General features: G+C 63.9%; 17 protein-coding genes and 4 pseudogenes. 11 read left to right on the plus strand and 10 right to left on the minus strand.

Features of this window, described 5'->3' with window-relative positions; all coding sequences use genetic code 11:
• Positions 1–138 precede the first annotated feature (138 nt).
• Together purU and ACUDAL_RS06195 are read left to right on the plus strand one after the other, a co-directional pair.
• Positions 139–993, plus strand: a complete 855-nt coding sequence (gene purU / locus ACUDAL_RS06190; RefSeq protein ID WP_444677509.1) for a formyltetrahydrofolate deformylase — start codon at positions 139–141, stop codon at positions 991–993.
• A gap of 23 nt (positions 994–1,016) precedes the next feature.
• Positions 1,017–1,688, plus strand: a complete 672-nt coding sequence (locus ACUDAL_RS06195) for an energy-coupling factor ABC transporter permease (protein WP_444677510.1) — start codon at positions 1,017–1,019, stop codon at positions 1,686–1,688.
• 62 nt (positions 1,689–1,750) lie between these two features.
• Here ACUDAL_RS06195 and dinB read toward each other — a convergent pair whose 3' ends face one another.
• Together dinB and lexA are read right to left on the minus strand one after the other, a co-directional pair.
• On the minus strand, positions 1,751–2,809 hold the full coding sequence (dinB, locus tag ACUDAL_RS06200; protein WP_444677511.1) for a DNA polymerase IV: 1,059 nt from the start codon (positions 2,807–2,809) through the stop codon (positions 1,751–1,753).
• 38 nt (positions 2,810–2,847) lie between these two features.
• Positions 2,848–3,497, minus strand: a pseudogene (gene lexA / locus ACUDAL_RS06205) (transcriptional repressor LexA).
• 245 nt (positions 3,498–3,742) lie between these two features.
• On the opposite strand from lexA, the gene ACUDAL_RS06210 reads away from it, so the two are divergent.
• The 4 genes and pseudogenes from ACUDAL_RS06210 (at position 3,743) to ACUDAL_RS06225 (ending at position 6,692) form a co-directional block, all read left to right on the plus strand.
• Positions 3,743–4,411 (plus strand): TetR/AcrR family transcriptional regulator, encoded by a 669-nt coding sequence (locus tag ACUDAL_RS06210; protein ID WP_444677512.1) that lies wholly within the window; start codon positions 3,743–3,745, stop codon positions 4,409–4,411.
• A 42-nt stretch (positions 4,412–4,453) separates the two neighbouring features.
• A complete protein-coding gene (locus ACUDAL_RS06215) occupies positions 4,454–4,945 on the plus strand; it encodes a L,D-transpeptidase family protein (RefSeq protein WP_444677513.1) in 492 nt (163 codons plus the stop codon).
• A 108-nt stretch (positions 4,946–5,053) separates the two neighbouring features.
• Positions 5,054–6,067 carry a beta-N-acetylhexosaminidase gene (gene nagZ, locus ACUDAL_RS06220; RefSeq protein ID WP_444677514.1) on the plus strand — a complete coding sequence of 338 codons (1,014 nt, stop codon included), beginning with the start codon at positions 5,054–5,056 and terminating at the stop codon, positions 6,065–6,067.
• A 47-nt stretch (positions 6,068–6,114) separates the two neighbouring features.
• A pseudogene (locus ACUDAL_RS06225) lies at positions 6,115–6,692 on the plus strand (hypoxanthine-guanine phosphoribosyltransferase).
• 72 nt (positions 6,693–6,764) lie between these two features.
• On the opposite strand, the pseudogene ACUDAL_RS06230 reads toward ACUDAL_RS06225, so the two are convergent.
• The 3 genes and pseudogenes from ACUDAL_RS06230 to ACUDAL_RS06240 all read right to left on the minus strand — a co-directional run bounded on the left by ACUDAL_RS06230 (position 6,765) and on the right by ACUDAL_RS06240 (position 10,464).
• Positions 6,765–8,110 (minus strand): annotated as a pseudogene (locus ACUDAL_RS06230) (aspartate aminotransferase family protein).
• Between the two features lie 130 nt (positions 8,111–8,240).
• Positions 8,241–9,928: pseudogene (locus tag ACUDAL_RS06235) on the minus strand (AMP-binding protein).
• A 92-nt stretch (positions 9,929–10,020) separates the two neighbouring features.
• Complete coding sequence (locus ACUDAL_RS06240; RefSeq protein ID WP_444677515.1) at positions 10,021–10,464, minus strand: MerR family transcriptional regulator; 444 nt, start codon at positions 10,462–10,464, stop codon at positions 10,021–10,023.
• A 224-nt stretch (positions 10,465–10,688) separates the two neighbouring features.
• On the opposite strand from ACUDAL_RS06240, the gene ACUDAL_RS06245 reads away from it, so the two are divergent.
• The 3 genes from ACUDAL_RS06245 (at position 10,689) to mmsB (ending at position 13,992) form a co-directional block, all read left to right on the plus strand.
• On the plus strand, positions 10,689–11,855 hold the full coding sequence (locus ACUDAL_RS06245; RefSeq protein ID WP_444677516.1) for an acyl-CoA dehydrogenase family protein: 1,167 nt from the start codon (positions 10,689–10,691) through the stop codon (positions 11,853–11,855).
• Positions 11,856–11,887: 32 nt separating this feature from the next.
• Positions 11,888–13,024, plus strand: coding sequence for an enoyl-CoA hydratase/isomerase family protein (locus ACUDAL_RS06250; RefSeq protein ID WP_444677517.1), 1,137 nt, complete (start codon positions 11,888–11,890; stop codon positions 13,022–13,024).
• Positions 13,025–13,089: 65 nt separating this feature from the next.
• The gene (mmsB, locus tag ACUDAL_RS06255) at positions 13,090–13,992 is read left to right on the plus strand and encodes a 3-hydroxyisobutyrate dehydrogenase (RefSeq protein ID WP_444677518.1); all 903 of its coding nucleotides are present in this window, start codon (positions 13,090–13,092) and stop codon (positions 13,990–13,992) included.
• Positions 13,993–14,052: 60 nt separating this feature from the next.
• Here the strand turns inward: mmsB and ACUDAL_RS06260 are convergent, their stop codons facing one another.
• The 5 genes from ACUDAL_RS06260 to ACUDAL_RS06280 all read right to left on the minus strand — a co-directional run bounded on the left by ACUDAL_RS06260 (position 14,053) and on the right by ACUDAL_RS06280 (position 17,966).
• The gene (locus ACUDAL_RS06260; RefSeq protein WP_444677519.1) at positions 14,053–14,442 is read right to left on the minus strand and encodes a YjbH domain-containing protein; all 390 of its coding nucleotides are present in this window, start codon (positions 14,440–14,442) and stop codon (positions 14,053–14,055) included.
• On the minus strand, positions 14,354–16,168 hold the full coding sequence (locus ACUDAL_RS06265; protein ID WP_444677520.1) for a YjbH domain-containing protein: 1,815 nt from the start codon (positions 16,166–16,168) through the stop codon (positions 14,354–14,356). The genes ACUDAL_RS06260 and ACUDAL_RS06265 overlap by 89 nt, the downstream gene beginning before the upstream one ends.
• Positions 16,165–16,902 (minus strand): capsule biosynthesis GfcC family protein, encoded by a 738-nt coding sequence (locus ACUDAL_RS06270; protein WP_444677521.1) that lies wholly within the window; start codon positions 16,900–16,902, stop codon positions 16,165–16,167. Before ACUDAL_RS06270 ends, ACUDAL_RS06265 begins: the two co-directional genes overlap by 4 nt.
• Positions 16,903–17,214: 312 nt before the next feature.
• On the minus strand, positions 17,215–17,547 hold the full coding sequence (locus ACUDAL_RS06275) for a hypothetical protein (protein WP_444677522.1): 333 nt from the start codon (positions 17,545–17,547) through the stop codon (positions 17,215–17,217).
• A 74-nt stretch (positions 17,548–17,621) separates the two neighbouring features.
• On the minus strand, positions 17,622–17,966 hold the full coding sequence (locus ACUDAL_RS06280; RefSeq protein WP_444677523.1) for a hypothetical protein: 345 nt from the start codon (positions 17,964–17,966) through the stop codon (positions 17,622–17,624).
• A 614-nt stretch (positions 17,967–18,580) separates the two neighbouring features.
• Between ACUDAL_RS06280 and ACUDAL_RS06285 the strand changes: the two genes are divergently transcribed.
• Together ACUDAL_RS06285 and ACUDAL_RS06290 are read left to right on the plus strand one after the other, a co-directional pair.
• Entirely contained in the window at positions 18,581–18,847 is a 267-nt protein-coding gene (locus tag ACUDAL_RS06285; RefSeq protein ID WP_444679323.1) for a DVU3141 family protein, read from the plus strand.
• Positions 18,848–18,930: 83 nt separating this feature from the next.
• Complete coding sequence (locus tag ACUDAL_RS06290; RefSeq protein WP_444677524.1) at positions 18,931–19,236, plus strand: hypothetical protein; 306 nt, start codon at positions 18,931–18,933, stop codon at positions 19,234–19,236.
• Positions 19,237–19,260: the final 24 nt, after the last annotated feature.

The following is a 19,260-nucleotide window of genomic DNA, read 5'->3' on the forward strand; positions in this document are numbered from 1 at the left end:
AGGACCGGACAAAGTTGCCTTCACTATACGGGAACGGCCCGACCCATCACAATGCACGTTCGGCGATACGGGCGTGTTCCGTGCGGTCCAGTTCGCTACAATGCGCACCCACTTATCGCTATGTCGCCTACGGTTCCCATGTCCCATTTCTATCGTCTTGTCGTCTCCTGCCCCGACCGCCGCGGCATCGTGGCGCGTGTTTCCGGCTTCATCGCCGGCCACGGTGGTTCCATCACCGAAGCCAGCCAGCATTCCGACCTGGAAGCAGGGCGTTTCTTCATGCGCTACGAGATCCTGGCCGACTCCATCGGCATGACCGCCGAGGAGCTGGAGAGCGCCTTCGCACCGGTCGCCCGCGAGTTCGACATGACCTGGGCGCTGCGCGATACCCGGCGGCGGCCGCGCGTGGTGATCATGGTGTCGCGTGAGTCGCACTGCCTGGTGGACCTGCTCTACCGCTGGACGGCGGGCGAGCTCGATGGCGATGTGGTGGGGGTGATCTCCAATCACGACGACATGCGCGGCCTGGTGGAGTGGCATGGCTTGCCCTATCACTGCGTTCCGGTTGTGCCGGACGACAAGTCCTCCGCCTTTGCCGAGGTCGAGCGGCAGGTCGAAGCGCTGCAGGCCGACGTTATCGTGCTGGCGCGCTACATGCAGATCCTGCCGCCCCGCCTGTGCCAGCGCTATGCCGGCCGGGTGATCAACATCCACCATAGCTTCCTGCCCTCCTTCGTCGGAGCGCGTCCCTATCACCAGGCCTATGCGCGTGGCGTGAAGCTGATCGGTGCGACCTGCCACTACGTGACCGAGGAACTCGATGCCGGACCGATCATCGAACAGGATATCCATCGCGTCAGCCACTGCCACACGCCTCAGGACCTGGTGCGCTTCGGACGCGACGTGGAGAAGGCGGTGCTGGCGCGCGGGCTACGCTGGCATCTCGAGGACCGGGTCATCATCCATGGCAACAAGACCGTCGTCTTTGCCTGACCCTTCGCAAGGAAGCGCTGCCGATGTCGTTCTCCGCACTGATCCTGGCGCCCTGGCTGCTGTTGGCGTGCGGGGCCGTGTCCCTCGCCACCTTGCTGCTGGCCCTGGCGCAGCGGCCATGGCGGGCGCTGCTCGACGATCGCGGCCTGCAGCACCGCTGGCTGGCCGCCACGCTGATCGTGGTGCTGCTGTGGCAGCTGCGGGCCCAGTCGGTCGAGTGGTTGACCTTGCACCTCATGCTCACGGCCTTGCTGACGCTGCTCTTCAAGGCGCCTCTGGCGCTTCTGACCAACCTGGCCGCCAACCTGGCGCTGGTGGCACTCGGCAAGGCGGAGTGGCAGCTCCTGGGCGTGAATGTGCTGCTGACCGGCGTGATCCCGGTGACGATCGTGGTATCCGTGTGGCGCCTGGTGGATCGCTACCTTCCGGACAACTTGATGGTGTTCCTGTTTCTCTGCGGCTTCTTCGGCGCCGCCCTGGCCACGCTGGGCACCGGGCTGGCGGGTGTGGCGCTCATCATGCTGGGGGCGACGGACCTCGAGGCGATCCATCTGGCTCGCGAATACATGCTGTTCCTGCCGCTGCTGATGCCGTCGGAAGCCTTCCTTACCGGCATGCTGCTCAGCTGCCTGATGGTCTATCACCCCAGCTGGGTGGCGACCTTCGACCGACACCGCTACATCGATACCAAGTAAGCTTGCTCGACCCCCGTAAGGCTGACTCGACCCAGTAGGGCTCAGTCGATGCCGGGTGGGGCTCAGGCTTCCGCCAACGGCAGGGTGAGCTGGCGCCGCGCATCGTCCGGCACCAGCCTTACGCCTACGCCCAGCAGGCGCACGGGTCGTTCACGCCTGGCCCAGGCCTGCGCCATCAGCGCAGCATAGGTGGCCAGGCACGGCCAGCCGCCGCGGGCGTCGAGCGTGGTCAGCGAGAAGTCATCGAAGCGCACCTTGACGAAGGTGCCCGCGATGGGCGGGTTGCCGTGGCGCGCCAGCCTGGCCTCGAGACGCTCGCACAGCGGCGCCAGCTCGCGGTGGCAGTGGTCCAGGTCGGGTAGGTCAGTGGCAAAAGTGGTTTCCACGCTGACGGACTTGCGCTCGCGTTCAATGCAAACCGGCCGGTCGTCGATACCCCGGGCCAGCTCGTACAGACGCTTGCCGTACTTGCCGAACTCCTGCAGCAGGTGCTCCAGCGGCACTCGCTGCAGCTCGTCGCAGGTGGCGATCGCCATCGCCTGCAGGCGCTTGGCCGTGGCTGGGCCAACGCCGGGAAGCTTGGTCACCGGGAGCGCTTGCACGAACTCGTCGACCTGGCTGGGAGCGATGACCGTCAGGCCGTCGGGCTTCTCCCAGTCGCTGGCGATCTTGGCCAGGAACTTCGACGGTGCCGCGCCCACCGAAACGGTGATCCCCACGCGCCTGAGGCACTCCTCCTTCAGCCAGCGCGCCATCCAGGTAGCGCTGCCTGAAAAACGTGCCACCTCGGTGACGTCGAGAAAGGCTTCGTCGAGCGACAGCGGCTCCACCCAGGGCGTCAGCTCGTGGAAGATGGCCTGGATCTGGCGCGACGCCTCGCGATAGCGCTCGAAATCGCCGCGCAGCAGGGTCAACTGGGGGCACAGGCGCAGAGCCCTGGCGGTGGGCATGGCGGAATGGATGCCAAAGGCGCGCGCTGGGTAGTTGCAGGTGGCGATCACCCCGCGTCCTTCGACGCTACCGCCGATCGCCAGCGGCACTTCGCGAAGCGCGGGGTTGTCGCGCATTTCCACCGCAGCATAGAAGCAGTCGCAGTCGGCATGCAGAATCTTGCGGTTCATCCGAAGTGACGAAACTCGCTGCCGGGCGCAGCCAGCGCTTAGCCGAGCGCCTGGCCGCTGCCGCCGCGAATGACACCGACGCCGATGCCTTCGATCTCCAGCGCCTGGTGACGCAGGTCGATCTCGATGGGCGCGAAGTCGGCGTTCTCGGCGGCCAGCACGACCCGGTAGCCGCTGCGATGGAAGCGCTTCACCGTGACTTCGTCGTCCAGCCGGGCCACCACGATCTGCCCGTCGCGTACCCGCTCCGTGCGATGCACGGCGAGCAGGTCGCCTTCGAGGATGCCGATCTCCTTCATCGAAAGCCCGCGCACCCGCAGCAGATAGTCGGCGCGAGGGGTGAAATAGTCCGGGGGAAGCGGGCAGTAGCGGTCGATGTGCTCTGCCGCCAGGATGGGGCTGCCGGCCGCGACTTCACCGATAATGGGCAGGCCCTCGTTGGCGGGGAGGCGCCGACGCTGGGCTCGCTTTCCTGAAGCGGCAGGCGAATGCCCCGCGAGGTGCCGCGGATCACCCGGATCACGCCCTTGCGTTCGAGTGCGCGCAGGTGCTCTTCGGCGGCGTTGGGCGAGCGAAACCCCAGCGCCTTGGCGATCTCGGCGCGGGTCGGCGGGTAGCCAAACTCGTTCATCGTCTTGACGATGAAGTCATAGACATTCTGCTGGCGCGGCGTAAGCGGGCGGGTCATGAGCGCTCCCGGTAGAGGTCTGGCGGTAGAGGTCTGGCGTTGGCCCGACCGGCGAGGCGGTCCGAGCATGACGTATTGTTCAAGTATACAGCATGGAAGTCTATCCAGTAAAAAACGGTTTCCTAGCCAGCAGCGTTCTCATGCAGCGTTTTAAACGAGATGGGAAGGATAGACATTGAGAGATTGAAGGCATTGCCGTAGACTTTTGTAATGTTTAAAACAACTGTTTCTGGCAGGTCGCGCCCATGGCTCAAACCGATACCGTCACACGCATCCTCGATACCGCCGAAGTGCTGTTTGCCGAGCGCGGGTTCGCCGAAACCTCGCTGCGCACTATTACCAGCAAGGCGCGCGTCAACCTGGCGGCGGTCAACTATCACTTCGGCTCCAAGAAGGCGCTGATCCAGGCGGTCTTCGCGCGCTACCTGGACCCGTTTACGGTGCGTTTCCACCATGCCCTGGATGAGCTCGAGCAGCGCCATTCAGGCGGCGTGATTCCGCTTGAGGAGCTGCTGGAAACCATGGCGCGTACCGTGCTGGAGGTGCCGGCCGAGAAGCACAGCCTCAAGGTCTTCATGAAGCTGCTGGGGCTTGCCTACAGCCAGGCGCAAGGGCACCTGCGGCGCTATATCCAGGATGAGTACGGTAGCGTCTTCACGCGGTTCACCGACCTGGTGCGGCGGGCCACGCCCGAGCTGCCCGACGGTGAGCGCTTCTGGCGGCTGCATTTCATGCTGGGCACGGTGATCTTCACCCTGTCGGGGCTCGATGCCCTGCGCGATATCGCCGAGAAGGACTACGACGAGCACGTTACCGTGCGCGACCTGATTCGCCGCCTGCGCCCTGTGGTGGTGGCCGCCATGAATGCACCGCTGCCGCCTCCGCCCGCCTTGCAGCCGGCCAAGGCGAGCTGAAGTGCGTACGCCACGGCTTGCCGAACTTCCCCCGCCGAGGGGGTGTGGCTCGAAATCGACGTGACGCGTCAGCAGCTCATTTGCTGGCGTGGCGAGCAGCGCCTGGAAGCTTGGCCCGTCTCGACGGCCCTGGCAGGAACGGGGCAGCAAGAGGGCAGCGGCCAGACCCCGCTGGGGTGGCACTATGTGCGCGCGGCGATCGGTGGCGACCAGCCGGTGGGTGCGGTGTTTCGCGGTCGCAGGCCCACCGGCGAGACCTATTCCGCCGAGCTGGCTGCGGCGCATCCCGGGCGCGACTGGATCCTGACCCGCATCCTCTGGCTGTGCGGGCTGGAAAGCGGCAGCAACCGCGGCGGGGCGGTCGACTCCCAGCGGCGCTACATCTATCTCCACGGTACTCCGCCCGACCAGCCCATGGGCGTGCCTCGCTCGCATGGCTGCGTGCGACTGCGCGATGAAGCGCTGCTGCGCGTGTTCGCCCTGGCGCCACCGGGAACCCCGGTATGGCTGCACGCGTTGCCGTCCAAGGCCTGAAGCTCGGTTGACCTGGCGCAGTCTTTGCGCCTGCCGCCGGGTCGGCGGCTGTCGTCATCGCCGACTTTCGTCTAGAATCACCCTCCTTCTGGCCCAAGGAATCCGATCATGACGCAGACTCTCGGTCCGGTGATCCTGGACCTGCAAGGCACCGAACTGACGGGAGAGGAGCGTGAGCTGCTGCTGCGCCCCGAAGTCGGCGGGGTGATCCTGTTTTCCCGCAATGTCGTCGACGCCCGCCAGGTGCGTGAACTGTGCGCAACGATCCGCGCCCTGCGCCCCGAGCTGCTGCTGACCATCGACCAGGAGGGTGGGCGGGTGCAGCGACTGCGCGAAGGCGTGACGCGCCTGCCGCCCATGGGCAAGCTTGGCCGTGACTACGCCGCGGCACCCGAGGATACCCTACGGCTGTGCCTGGATGCCGGCTGGCTGCTCGGCATGGAGATGGCCGCCTGCGGCCTCGATTTCAGCTTTGCCCCCGTGCTCGACGTGGACACCGGCATCTCCGGCGTGATCGGTGATCGCAGCTTTTCATCCGACCCGCAGGCGGTGGCCGCCATGGCGGGCGCCTTCATTGCCGGCCTGCACGAAGCGGGCATGGCCGCGGTGGGCAAGCACTATCCCGGTCATGGTGGCGTGGCCGCCGACTCCCACCTGGAACTGCCCGTCGACGAGCGGCCGCTGGAGGCGCTGCGCCAGCACGACCTGGTGCCTTTCGCCCAACTGGCCATTCGCCTCGACGGCGTCATGCCAGCGCACGTGGTCTATCCCGCTTTCGATCCCCGGCCGGCCGGCTTCTCGCCGAGCTGGCTAAACATGCTGCGTGACAATCTCGGTTTCAAGGGCACGCTCTTTTCTGACGACCTGGGCATGGCCGGTGCCGAATACGCCGGCCGGCCCGGCGAGCGCGCTCTGGCGGCGCTCGAGGCCGGCTGCGACATGGTGCTGGTCTGCAACGACCGCGCGGCGGCGCTGGAGGCGCTTGAGGCCTGCCACGGGCGAACCACCCGCCCCGCGGCGCGCTTGCGCTATGGGCGTGCCCGCCCGGAGCTCGATGCCCTGGAGGCGCTGGGGCGCTGGCGCCGCGTGCATGCCCGCCTCGAAGCCCTGGCCGGTAGCTGAGCCTCGCAATTTCCGTTATCCCTTTGCCATTGGTGTTGACACCCCACATGCCGAAACTCGAAGCCGATTTTCATCAATCCCTGGCGACCATGCGCGATGTCATGGAGACCGCCGACTGCCTGATCTCCCAGCAAGAGGTCGAGCGAGCGCTGGATCGCATGGCCGCCGAGATTACCGCCGACCTGGGTGACAAGCTGCCCGTCTTCTACTGCGTGATGAACGGTGGGCTAATCACCACCGGGCACCTGCTGACCCGGCTCGGCTTCCCGCTGGAGGTGGACTACCTTCACGCAACCCGCTATCGCGGCGGCCTGCGTGGCGGCGAGCTGTTCTGGCGCGTGTCGCCGGAAATTCCCATGGCGGGTCGCCATGTGGTGATCGTCGACGATATCCTCGACGAGGGGCAACGCTTGCCGCTATTCTTGCCTACCGCCGCGAGGCGGGTGCAGCGAGCATCTCCACCGCTGTGCTGGTGGACAAGCGGCACGACCGCAAGGCGGTGCCGGGCCTCAAGGCCGACTACTGCAGCCTCGAAGTGGTGGATCGCTACGTTTTCGGCTTCGGTATGGACTACAAGGGCTACCGGCGCAACGCGCCGGGGATCTTTGCCCCCAAGGGTTTGTAGCGCGGCGTCCAGCCAGACTGCACGAGCCAGGCGTCTATCGCCTGGCTTGTGGCGTTTTAGCGGCGTGGGCGCTCAGTCCAGCTCGCCGATGGCGTCGCCCAGCGCATTGACCAGGCGGTCGATCTCGTCGCGCTCGACGATGAAGGGCAGCCCGAGCTGGATGGTGTCGCCGCCGTAGCGCACGTAGAAGCCTTTCTCCCAGCATTTCATGGCGATCTCGAAGGGACGGCGGGCCGGCTCGCCGGGGTAGGGCTCGATCTGCAGCGCCCCGGCCAGTCCGTAGTTGCGAATATCGCTGATATGGCGGGTGCCCTTGAGCCCATGCAGGGTCTCCTCGAAGACCGGGCTCATCTCGCGCACGCGCTCGATCAGGCGGTCGTTCTCGAGCACGTCGAGTGCGGCCAGCGCCGCGGCACAGGCCACCGGATGCCCGGAGTAGGTGTAGCCGTGGGGCAGTTCGAGCATGTAGTCGGGGCCGCCCTGTTCCATGAAGGTCTGGTAGATCTCACCCCGCACGATCACCGCGCCCATGGGTACCGCGCCGTTGGTCAGCTGCTTGGCCACGTTGAGGATGTCCGGCACCACGCCGAACGCCTCGGCGCCGGTCATGGCGCCCATGCGGCCGAAGCCGGTGATCACCTCGTCGAAGATCAGCAGGATATCGTGCTGATCGCAGATCTCGCGCAGTCGCTGCAGGTAGCCCTGGGGCGGAGGAATCACCCCGGCCGAGCCGGCCAACGGCTCGACGATCACCGCGGCGATGTTCGAGGCGTCGTGCAGCGCGATCAGCTCTTGCAGCTCCTCGGCTCGCTCGGCGCCGCGCTCGGGCATGCCTCTGGTGAAGGCGTTCTCCTTGAGCAGGGTATGGGGCAGATGGTCGGCGTCGATGCCCTGGCCGAACAGTGCGCGGTTGGCGCCGATGCCGCCCAGGCTGATACCGCCGAAGTTGACTCCGTGATAGCCCTTGGCGCGGCCGATCAGCTTGGTCTTGCTTGGCTTGCCTTCTTGCGCCAGTAGGCGCGGGCGATCTTCAGTGCGGTATCGGCGCTCTCCGAACCGGAGCCGGTGTAGAACACATGGTCGAGCCCCTGGGGCATCAGGCCGCGAATCCGGTGGGCCAGCTCAAAGGCCTTGGGGTGGCCGAACTGGAAGGCAGGTGAATAGTCCAGCTGCTGGAGCTGACGCGTCACGGCCTCGGTGATCTCCGGCCGACAGTGGCCGGCACCACAGGTCCACAGGCCGGAGAGCCCGTCGAAAATGCGCCGACCCGCGGCATCGGTGAAATAGCTGCCTTCGGCACTCACGATGATGCGTGGATCGCGCTTGAACTGGCGATTGCCGGTATAGGGCATCCAGTAGGCGTCCAGCTGTGCTTGGCTCAATCCGGCGGCTGTCTTGGGCTGTTGTGGTTGTGACATGGCATACCTTCCATTGGCAACGAGTGTTGAATATCTTGCTACAGCCTATATCGAGTGGGCGCCAAACGAAACCAGCGCGCCCCTGCCTGGGCAGGGGCGCGCTGGGTCAAGCCGACGGGATGACGCGGGATTACAGGCCCAGCTCGTGGGTCGCTTCCTCGCGCATCTTGAACTTCTGGATCTTGCCGGTGACAGTCATCGGGAACTCATGGACGAACTTCACGTAGCGGGGGATCTTGTAGTGGGCGATCTTGCCCTTGCAGAATTCCTTTAGCTCGTCGGCGTTGAGCTTCTGGCCTTCGGCCAGCTTCACCCACGCCATCACTTCCTCTCCGTACTTTTCATCGGGCACGCCGATGACCTGCACGTCGGATACGGCCGGGTGGGTGTAGAGGAAGTCCTCGATCTCGCGCGGGTAAATGTTCTCGCCGCCGCGGATGATCATGTCCTTGATGCGCCCGACGATGGCGATGTAGCCCTCTTCGTCCATCGTGGCCAGGTCGCCGGTGTGCATCCAGCCGGCGCTGTCGATCGACTTGGCGGTGGCTTCCTCGTTGTTCCAGTAGCCCAGCATCACGCTGTAGCCGCGGGTGCACAGTTCGCCGGTCTCGCCGCGCGGCACCACCGCGCCGGTTTCGGGGCTGACCAGCTTCACCTCCAGGTGGGGGTGAATGGTGCCCACCGTGGTCACGCGCTTGTCGAGCGGAGCATCGGTCTGGGTCTGGGTGCTGACCGGGCTGGTCTCGGTCATGCCGTAGCAGATGGTAACGTCCTGCATGTTCATCTTGTCGATCACCTTGCGCATCACTTCGATGGGGCAGATCGAACCGGCCATGATGCCGGTGCGCAGGGTGGAGAGGTCGTACTGGGCGAAATTGGGGTGCTCCAGCTCGGCGATGAACATGGTCGGTACGCCGTAGAGCGCGGTGGCCTTTTCGTCCGATACCGCCTTGAGCGTTGCTTCCGGGTCGAAGCCGTCGCCCGGGTAGATCATGGTGGCGCCGTGGGTCACGCAGCCCAGGTTGCCCATCACCATACCGAAGCAGTGATACAGCGGCACCGGGATTACCAGGCGGTCCTTCTCGGTGAAGCCCATGGTGCGGGCGACGAAGAAGCCGTTGTTGAGGATGTTGTGGTGCGACAGGGTGGCGCCCTTGGGCGCGCCGGTGGTGCCCGAGGTGTACTGGATGTTGATCGGCTCGTCGAACTGCAGCGTGGCCTGGATCTCGGCCAGGTGCTCTTCGGAAACCTCGTCGGCATGCGCCAGCAGGCTCTGCCAGCTGAACATGCCGGTCAACGCACGCTCGGCGTCGAGGCATACCACGCGCTTGAGTTCGGGCAGCTTGGCCGCCGAGAAGGTGGACGGGCGCCGTCGCGCAGCTCCGGCGCCAGCTCTGCCAACGTGGCCACGTAGTCGGAGGTCTTGAACTTGCCCTGCAGGATCAGCGTTGAGGTGCCCGACTGCTTCAGCGCGTACTCCAGCTCGTGGGTGCGATAGCTGGGGTTGATGTTGACCAGGATGGCGCCGATCTTCGCCGTGGCAAACTGGGTAATGGTCCACTCGGCGCAGTTGGGCGACCAGATGCCGACCCGGTCGCCTTTCCTTACACCCAGGGCCAGCAGGGCGCGCGCCGCCTGGTTGACGGTCTGCTGCAGCTCCTTCCAAGTGTAGCGCAGGCCCTGGTGCAGGCTCAGCAGGGCATCGCCGTCGGGAAAGCGGGCGACGGTGGCGTCGAAGCAATCACCGATGGTTTCTCCTTTCAGCGGCGTGTCGCTGATGCCGCTGACATAGCTGTTGAGGACGTGTTGGCGTGTCATCGTGATACCCATCGTGTTGTAGCAAGTTGTTGTTGCGAATAGTTGTTGCGATAGCTGTTGAGACAGTGGCGCGGAAAATGGCAAACGTATGGCTAGCGGCGAAGTCGCTCGAGGACGTCCCGAGCGCGTGCTTCCACGTCGTCGAGCTCACGTTGCATCAGGCGAATATCCTCGAGCTGGCGCTCCATGTTGGCGCGCTTGTCGGCCAGAATTTCCAACAGCCGCTGCAGCTGCCGCCAGTTGCCGTCGGGCATGGCATCGTACATCTCGATGACTTCGCGAATCTCGGCGAGCGAGAAGCCCAGTCGCTTGCCGCGCAGCGTCAGCTTCAGGCGGACTCGGTCCTTCTCGTGATAGATACGTGTCTGGCCGCGCCGCTCGGGCGCCAGCAGGCCTTCCTGCTCATAGAAGCGAATGGTGCGCGGGGTAACCTCGAACATCTTGGCCAGCTCACCGATGGAGTAGTTCCGGCGCTGGCGAGGGAGAGGATGGCTGCCATTGACTGTTGGCCTGGTTTCCGGCTCTGTTGTTGTCATCATTGTCTTCCTGTCTAGTCGGGCCGCGACGCGGGCTCCTCCAACTGCCTGCAACACTAGACGACGTTGACGTTAACGTAAAGTGGTTGTCGACCAAGGGAGGTATGCGCTAAAACCTAGCAAGTGCTAGGTTGGTCGACATTGCGGGGCTCTCCCGCGACGCGAGCCGCCTTGTCTTTGGGTTCGTCGATTGCGCCCATCACCAACTACAAGAGGACACCACGATGGATTTTTCCCTGAACGACGACCAGCGGGCGCTGGTCCAGGCGGCAGCGGACTTTGCCAAGGCCGAGCTTGCCGAGCATGCCGCCGACTGGGACGCGCAGTCCCATTTCCCCGTGGACGTGATTCGGCGCGCCGGCGAGACTGGCTTTCTCGGCATCTATACCCCCGAGGAGTACGGCGGGCTGGGCCTCACCCGGCTCGACGCTTCGCTCATCTTCGAACAGCTGTCGCAGGGCTGCATCGCCACCACGGCCTACCTGACCATTCACAACATGGTCACCTGGATGATTGCCTCATGGGGCGACGAGGCGCTGCGCGAGCAGTACGTGCCGGCCATGGTGACGGGCGAGTTGCTGGGCTCCTACTGCCTGACCGAGCCCGGTGCCGGCTCCGATGCCGCCAGCCTGCGCACCCGCGCCGTGCGCGAGGGCGACGACTACCTGATCAGCGGCTCCAAGATGTTCATTTCTGGCGCCGGCGCTACCCAGGTACTGGTGGTGATGGCGCGTACCGGTGAGCCGAACAGCGGCGCTGCGGGAGTTTCCGCGTTTGTGGTGCCGGCCGATGCCGAGGGCATCAGCTACGGCAAGAACGAAGAAAAGATGGGCTGGAAGAGCCAGCCGACGCGGCTGATCAGTTTTGACAATGTCCGGGTGCCGGTGAGCAACCGCCTGGGCAACGAAGGCGAGGGGTTCCGCTTCGCCATGAAGGGGCTAGACGGCGGTCGGCTCAATATTGCCAGCTGCTCGCTGGGGGCGGCCCAGCAGGCCCTGACCCTGGCGCGCAACTACCTGGCCGACCGTAAGCAGTTTGGCCGCGAGCTGTCGCACTTTCAGGCGCTGCAGTTCAAGATGGCCGACATGGCCACGGAGCTTACCGCAGCGCGCCTGATGGTACGTCATGCCGCCTGGCGGCTCGACCAGGGCGACCCCGAGGCCACCGCCTACTGTGCCATGGCCAAGCGACATGCCACCGACATAGGCTTCCAGGTGTGCAACGAGGCGCTGCAACTCCACGGTGGTTATGGCTATATCAAGGAGTACCCGCTGGAGCGCCTGGTGCGCGATACTCGCGTGCACCAGATACTTGAAGGCACCAACGAAATCATGCGCGTCATCGTGGCGCGTCGCCTGCTGGCCGATGGTGTGATCGAAGCGCTGCAATGATGCGGGCAAACCAATCGGGAGAGAACAAACGCATGACGGATCTGGCGGTCATCTTCGATGAGCTTTCCACCTCCGACGGTGGTCGGGTGGGTGTGGCGACCCTCAACGCCCCGAAGTCGCTCAATGCGCTGTCGCTGGACATGGCCCGGCAGCTGGCGGCCAAGCTCGACGCCTGGGCGGTCGACCGCAGTATTGTTGCGGTATGGCTGGAAGGCGCGGGCGAGAAAGCCTTCTGCGCCGGCGGCGATATCGTGGCTCTCTATCGCTCCATGACCGAGGAGGGCGACAATCGCGGCAGCGGGCGCGACAGCCTGTTCGCTGAAACCTATTTCACCACGGAATATCGGCTCGACTACCGCATCCATACCTACCCCAAGCCGATCCTCGTCTGGGGCGACGGTATCGTCATGGGCGGTGGCCTGGGCCTGATGGCCGGGGCTTCCCACCGCATAGTGACCGAGACCAGCCGCATCGCCATGCCCGAGATCTCCATCGGCCTGTACCCGGACATCGGCGCCAGTTGGTTTCTTAACCGCATGCCGCGCGGCGTGGGCGCCTACCTGGGGCTGACCGGCGCCCAGCTCAATGCCCGCGATGCGCTGGACCTGGGCATGGCCGACCATTTCGTACCACGCGAACGGCGAACCGCGCTGCTCGATGCCCTGGCCGGCGCGGATTACGGCAAGCGCAGCGCGCAAGAACTGCGCGCCGGGGTGAGCAGCGCGCTTGCAGCGTTCGAGGATCGCTCGCACGCGCCCTCCGGCCAGGTGTGGTCGCACCTCGACCACCTGCAGCGTCTGGTGGGCACGGCCGATGTGACCCAGGCGGTGGAGGCGATTCTTGCCGATGACCGCGACGACGCCTGGCTGCGTGCCAACCGCGAGCGCCTGGCCGTCGGTAGCCCGCTGAGTGCCCACCTGGTCTGGCGCATGCTGGAGCGCCATCGTCACACCAGCCTGGCCGAGGCTTTCCGTGACGAGCTGAACCTCTCCGTTCAGTGCTGCCGCGAGGGCGACATCGCGGAAGGGGTGCGTGCCCTGCTCATCGACAAGGACAAGAACCCGCGCTGGCGGCATGCCGACGTGGCCAGCGTGCCCGAGGCCGACCTGCAGGCGATGATGGTGCCGCTTTGGCGCGATGACGAGCACCCGCTGCGCGACCTTGGATAGGTCGGCGCATCCGCCTAGCGTCCATGCCAATGGAACTTCGACAACGACAAACAGGAGCAGCATGCATGAAAATCGCCTTTATCGGCCTGGGTAACATGGGTGCCCCCATGGCCCTCAACCTGGTCAAGGCCGGCCACGACGTCAGTGTCTTCGACCTGGTCGAAACCGCCATGAAGCGCCTGGAAGAGGCGGGCGCCTACGCCTGCGCCAGCGCCCAGAGCGCCGTCAGCGGCGCCGAGGTCATCATCTCCATGCTGCCTGCCGGCCAGCATGTCCGGCGGCTCTACCTGGGCCGTGACGACTCGCCGGGGCTGTTCGACGCCCTCGAAGGCAAGCCGCTGATCATCGATGCCTCCACCATCTCGCCGGACGATGCGCGCAGCGTAGGTGCTGCAGCCGCCGAGCGCGGGCTGACCTACCTCGATGCGCCGGTCTCGGGCGGGGTGGGCGGCGCCCAGGCCGGCACCCTGACCTTCATCGTCGGCGGCAGCCAGGCCGGCTTCGAGCAGGCGCGCCCGGTGCTGGAAGCCATGGGCAAGAACATCTTCCACGCCGGCGAGATCGGCGCGGGGCAGGTGGCCAAGATCTGCAACAACATGCTGCTCGGCATCCTCATGAGCGGCACGGCGGAAGCGCTGGCGCTGGGGGTCAAGAACGGGCTTGAACCGGGGGTGCTCTCCGAGATCATGAAGCAGAGTAGCGGGGGCAACTGGGCGCTCAACGTCTACAACCCCTGGCCCGGGGTGATGGAAGGCTCCGCCGCCTCACGCGACTACCAGGGCGGGTTCTTCACCGACCTGATGGCCAAGGACCTGGGCCTGGCCTGGGAGCTGGCGCTGGGCAGCAAGGCCGCGGTGCCGATGGGCTCCCAGGCGCGCAACCTATTCGCCCTGCATGCCGCCCAAGGCAACGGCGGGCTGGATTTCTCCAGCATCCAGAAGCTTTATCGAGCAGGTGAGAAAGGCTGAAACGACGCGGGGTGCCGGTCAGGCACCCCGCGAAGACTTGCACCACTCAAAAACGACGGCTCAGCGCCAAAAGGTCTCGACGTTTTCGAACGGCCGGTTCAAGCGCCGCTCGTCCGTCAGTCCATAGAGCGAATAGCGGCGTCCCAGCTTGGCACCGCCGTCTCGTGTCAGCGGTTGCCAGGCCACCTGAGCATGGCCGCGACTTGAACGAATGAAGAATGCATCCAACGGAATCGACAGATACAGTGCCTTGTCGAAACTGCCTTCGCCGAAGTCGCTTCCGGCATCGGTGAAGGTGGCCCACCCGCCGATACGCACGCCAGAGGCAAACTCCCGCGAGAGATCCAGTGTCGTACCGATATCACCGGCCAGGTAGCGTCCCACGCTTACCTTCGCCAGGATGTCCTCGAAGCCGGTTTCCCAGTATCCCGAAAGGTGCCCCGTCAGCACATCGTAGTCGCGCAGGCCTCAGGCGCTGGTCGAAATCCCGTTGCCTCACTGCATTGAGGTCAACACCTAATGCCCAGCGCTGCCCAAAGGGGCGGTAGAGCAATTCACTGCCAACGCCGGCATACATCATTTCCAGATAGCCGCCATAGCCCATGGCGAACCAGTCGCGGCCGAACTGCGCCGTGTGCGTGTATTGCAGGTTGCCGATGCCAATGTCGGTATCGGCAAGATAGTCGCCGATGTAGGTTCGCACCCGAGGCAACTTCGACTCGGCAATGTACTCGTACTTGTCGAGATTGTCGGCAAGCGTTGCGCTCAGGCTACCGGAGAACCAACCGTTCCAGTCGGTGCGGTATTCGCCGTCAAGATCCACGAATAAACGGTAAAGGTAGCCGTCGGGACCGCCAAAATTCTGGGCTAGTCCTGGGCCTAGGCTGTAGCTGAAACGTTGCGGTGAGGCTTCATACAGGGTTTTCGCATAGTACAAGTCGTTGCGGTGGGAGGCGGCGTTTGCCGTGAGCGCCAGCTCATCGAAGAAACGTGGTTCAGCGTCACGTGACTGAACGACTTCCACCAGCGCCTGGCGGGAATAGTGATCCTCGCGTATGGCAAGGCCGCGTTCGTACCAGCTCAGCTCGAAGGTGTCGATTTCGCTAGAGGTGCGGTTATGCAAGATACGGCCGGCGCGCACCCCGCTCTGGATCAATGAGCGGAAGCGAGTCGGCTCGGCTTCCACTAGCAGGATAGTGTCAGTGGCCGGGATCCGCCTTACACTAACGCCGGCATTTTCCTCAAGCTCAGCGCTTACCGCCTGCCAGTCCATGGTATGCCAGGGTTGGGCAGGTTCCAGCGCAACCGGTGCAGGGTCACGCTTGATCTGGGAAAGCCCCGCCAGGTTGGTAGAAAGGCTAAGGCCCAGCATGGCCGTATCGCCGCGCTGCCACCCGGCGCGCAACGCAACGCTGTCGCTCAGCCGGAAGCGGGCGCCGTAGTTGATCCGCGAATCCTGCGTAAGGTCCGATTCGGCGCGATCGGCAGAATAGTCGTTGCCTTCCACTTCAAGCTGCAGCAGCAAGGGCTGCCAAGGCGTCTGGTACTCGATGCCGCCGAACCAGGCGGTAGGCCCGCGAAACATCTGAGACAGAGAAAGTTCGCCGCCGTCGGCGCTGCCGGCAAAGCGAGGGCGCTCATCGAAGCGCTTGTCCACCCAGCCCAGCGGATTACCCATGTCCCCGGCGCGCCCCAGGTAGCCCCAGCCCAGGCCCAGATGAACATCCCAGTCGTACCAGCGCTTGCTCGCCACCAGGTACTCGGCGCCAAACAGGGTGGTGCCTCCGGCATCGAGCAGGCCGACGGCCACCTGCGGTAAATAGCGGCTCTCCTGCCATAGCCTCAGTTTGCCGTCGAAGCCCTTGTCCAGGTATTTGCGGTCGCCGGCAATCTCTTCACCGTAGAGCCGGTCCTCGATCTCCACATAGCGAAAGCCCGCCTCCAGCCATTCAGTAGGCTGAAAGAAAATCCCGTAGCGCCGATAAGGTGCGCTGCGGTTGAATGATGCCGCGAAATGCCCCAGTGGGGCCATGCGAGCCGTTGGGGTCTGCATCAGACCGATGCTGCCAAAATCATTGTGGCCTTGGCCCAGGCCATTGGCGGTGGCAGGTATGGCGAGGAGCAGCAGATTGCCTAATGCCACAGCCTGGACTAGTTGATGGTGTAGCAGTGTCATTGCCTCTCCAGTCTGCAGTCGTCGCCTGGCATCTGCATGGCCAGGAAGCGCGAAGTCGAATCGGCTAGGTACTCCAGGTCGGCACGCATCGTGCGGCTACCGCGAGCTACTACGACTAGGCGGCTGCCAGGTGAAACGGCGATAGGCTGCCAATTCCAGGCTGCCTGGCCGGCATTCGTCACCTTGCCCATGGGGTCAATCACCACCACGCGATCCACATCCGACAGCGCCTTTCGGGGTTGGGCTTTCAGTAAGGAATGACTAGTGGCACCAGAATGCCAAGGAACACGAACCACTCCGGCAGATGACCAAATCTCTACCCATGGTGGGGCTTCGCATACGCCAAAATGCTGAAGGGCGCCCAATGCCACGTTTCTGCGAAGATCGGCGAGCATATAAGGCAAGTCGAAGCGTCCTGGGCTACGTATTGCTTCGGCTGTCGCTTGTGTCGCGAGGGCGGTGCGCCACTGCTGCTGCCAAGGTGCTGGCTCACGCTCGCTGAGGTTATCCAGTGCCAGCAGTGTTGCATCTCGGTGTTTATCAAACACTGCTATATCCGTCTTGCGAAGGGCTACGCTGTAAGCCCAGTCGGGCGGTGATGGTGCCTCGGCTAGCCGGTCGAACCACGCTTCGGCCAACGTAGTGGCGCGTATCGGCTGGCCATATGCCAGCAGGGCAAGGGCCAGCAGAAGGCAGGCCACTACGTGACCAAGCAGGGCAGGTGCTCTGTTCATCGATCTCTCATCATGGTTACCACCAGTGGCGTGCGACTTGCCAATGGAGGCGTGGTGCACCAGGCCACATCTGACCGTCGTATTCCCATAGCCAGAAGGTCGCCGGGTCACGCCACAGCGAAGCCGTGGTGGTCGTGCCATCGGACCAGATCAAGCGTTCCGTGCAGTGCTGCAAGAGGCGAGCGCCAAGCGGCAGCTTGCGCAGGCTCGTTTCTGTACAAATCAGCTCACCATAGGCGCTGTCGCTGTATACCTGGCCGTGTTCAGTCAACCATCGCTTCGTCACTTCGAAGGCGGACGGTGAAGCCAGCCTCAAGGGGTGGCGACAACCTCTTCGGCAGGCGTGGCGCTACCTGTGTGATAACGCGATGAGATCAGTTCCTGTTCCATGCCACTGAGTGCCGTCAAGCCATCTTCCTGGAACTCGAGTAGCAAGCCGTCGCGCGAGGGCCAGAAACTGTAGGACCCTATGCTGGCTCCCATCACCATCAAGCCGCGCACCTGGCCGGCGCGTATCACAAGGCTGGCGTACGGTATCGCTTCTGCCTGCACGTCAGGGCTTTCTCCTTGTTGCACCAACGCCTGCACGGAGGCGCCCAAAGGTGTCAGGCCATCGCTGGCGCAGCCAGCCAGCGCTACGGCCATACCGCACAAGGCCACCCCGTATGAAAAGGCCGCCCGCAGGCGGCCCCCAAAGCTATGCATCAGCACGGCGATGATTAACGAGTGCCGGTGGTGCCGGTGCTGCCACCACTAGAGGACGAAGCCACTGCCGCGCCCACCGCTACCGCAGCAGCAACCCCGATTGCCGCAATGGCTGCCGTGGAAAGTCCAGTAGCGGTAGCGATACCCGCCAGCGGTCCAGTGGCTGCCCCAGCGGCTGCGCTTGCACCAGCACCTGCAGCACCAGAAGTACCCGTGGTGGTCGTTGTTCCAGTTGTGGTGGCAGTGCCGCTGGTGCCGGCTGCCTGGGTGCCGGTAGTCGTTTCGGTTGCGGTCTGTGCCATGGCCAGCGGCGAGGCCAGCATGGCAGTCACGGCCAACAGGGCCATCGATTTCTTCATTGTGATACTCCCTACGGAAATAGAAGGTGTTTCTTCCTGTAACTCAGGAAGAGTGACGCATTTTACCGATTGTAATCTATTAGAGGTAGCACGAAATTAACCCATTGCTTAGCTATTTTCTGGCACTTATGGTGGTTATTTCTGAGTTTTTTGTAAGCATTTTCTTACAAGGAAGAAGTCGTAAAATTTTCCTTATCGGAATGATATATGTCATCCATTCCGTCTTGTTGATCTCATTCTCCTGCGGTAGCATCCGTCCTCGCCTTGAAGGGCAAAGCCTTAGAATTGGCGAAATATTGTAAGTAAAAATCTTATTTTTCATGCAGTTAAGATATAAAACCAGGTTGGCCTCGGGGAGTTGCTGTGAAGCCCCGGGGCGGTAGCGTGCTCGAAGTCGGCGATATTTAGTGTTTGCGAATTTAAAGGTGCGCGCGAGCGAGTGCTGTTTGCCTCGCTTCAAGTGGTTCAGTTCATGTGACGAAGCAGGTACTACTTCAGTGCGACGTATTGAGAGTGAAAAAAATCTCTTCAGCCTTGATTGGAGTGGCCGCATTACTTTTGCTTACTGGTTGCGCCCCCATGTCGGTTAACAAAAATTCAACGTTTCCTCCTGCCTGGAGTGCTGCGCAGCACGCCCCTCAGCAGCGCCTGCTGGACGAGCGAATTTCAAGCTATCTCCAAGGCGCCACAGCGGGCAGCGTGTACCAGCCGGCAGCCAGCCCCGGGGCGCTGGCGCCCTGCTTTCCGTCGAGGAGAGTTATGTTGCTGCCAGCGGTCGGCCCTGCAGAAGGCTGACGGTCACTTTGGGCGAAGGTGTGCGCCAAGTGTTGACCTGCCGTGCCTCGGAAACACGCTGGGCTGAAGTGCGCGCCCTGAACTGATACGCCGGAGCATCAACTCAATGAATCACCCCCTGATTTTTCTTCGCGCCGGCTGGGCGAAGGCCGCCGTGGTGGGCCTAATGATGAGTGCTGTCGTCCCGGTGCACGCCCAGAGCCTGGGGCGGGCCAACTTCGGCGACTTCAGCGAAGCGCGTGAACAGACGCAGGCCGCCGAGCGGCAGCGTGGCCAAACGGAAGCCAACGCCGCGGTGGCCAACCGCTCCGTGCAGCGGCAAGCCGGGATTTTTGGGCCGCTGGGTTCAAGCCAAGCCGATAGCCAAGCCATCAAGCCGTTCGGTGCAGACCTGTTCACCGGGGGTTCCGCGGCATGCGCGGTGATGGCCTCAACCCCCAATATCGCGTCATGCCGGGTGATCAGGTGGTGCTGAGGCTGTGGGGGCCCTCGAGTTCGA

It is taken from the genome of Halomonas sp. E19 (genome assembly GCF_052439355.1).
Taxonomy (GTDB): domain Bacteria; phylum Pseudomonadota; class Gammaproteobacteria; order Pseudomonadales; family Halomonadaceae; genus Halomonas.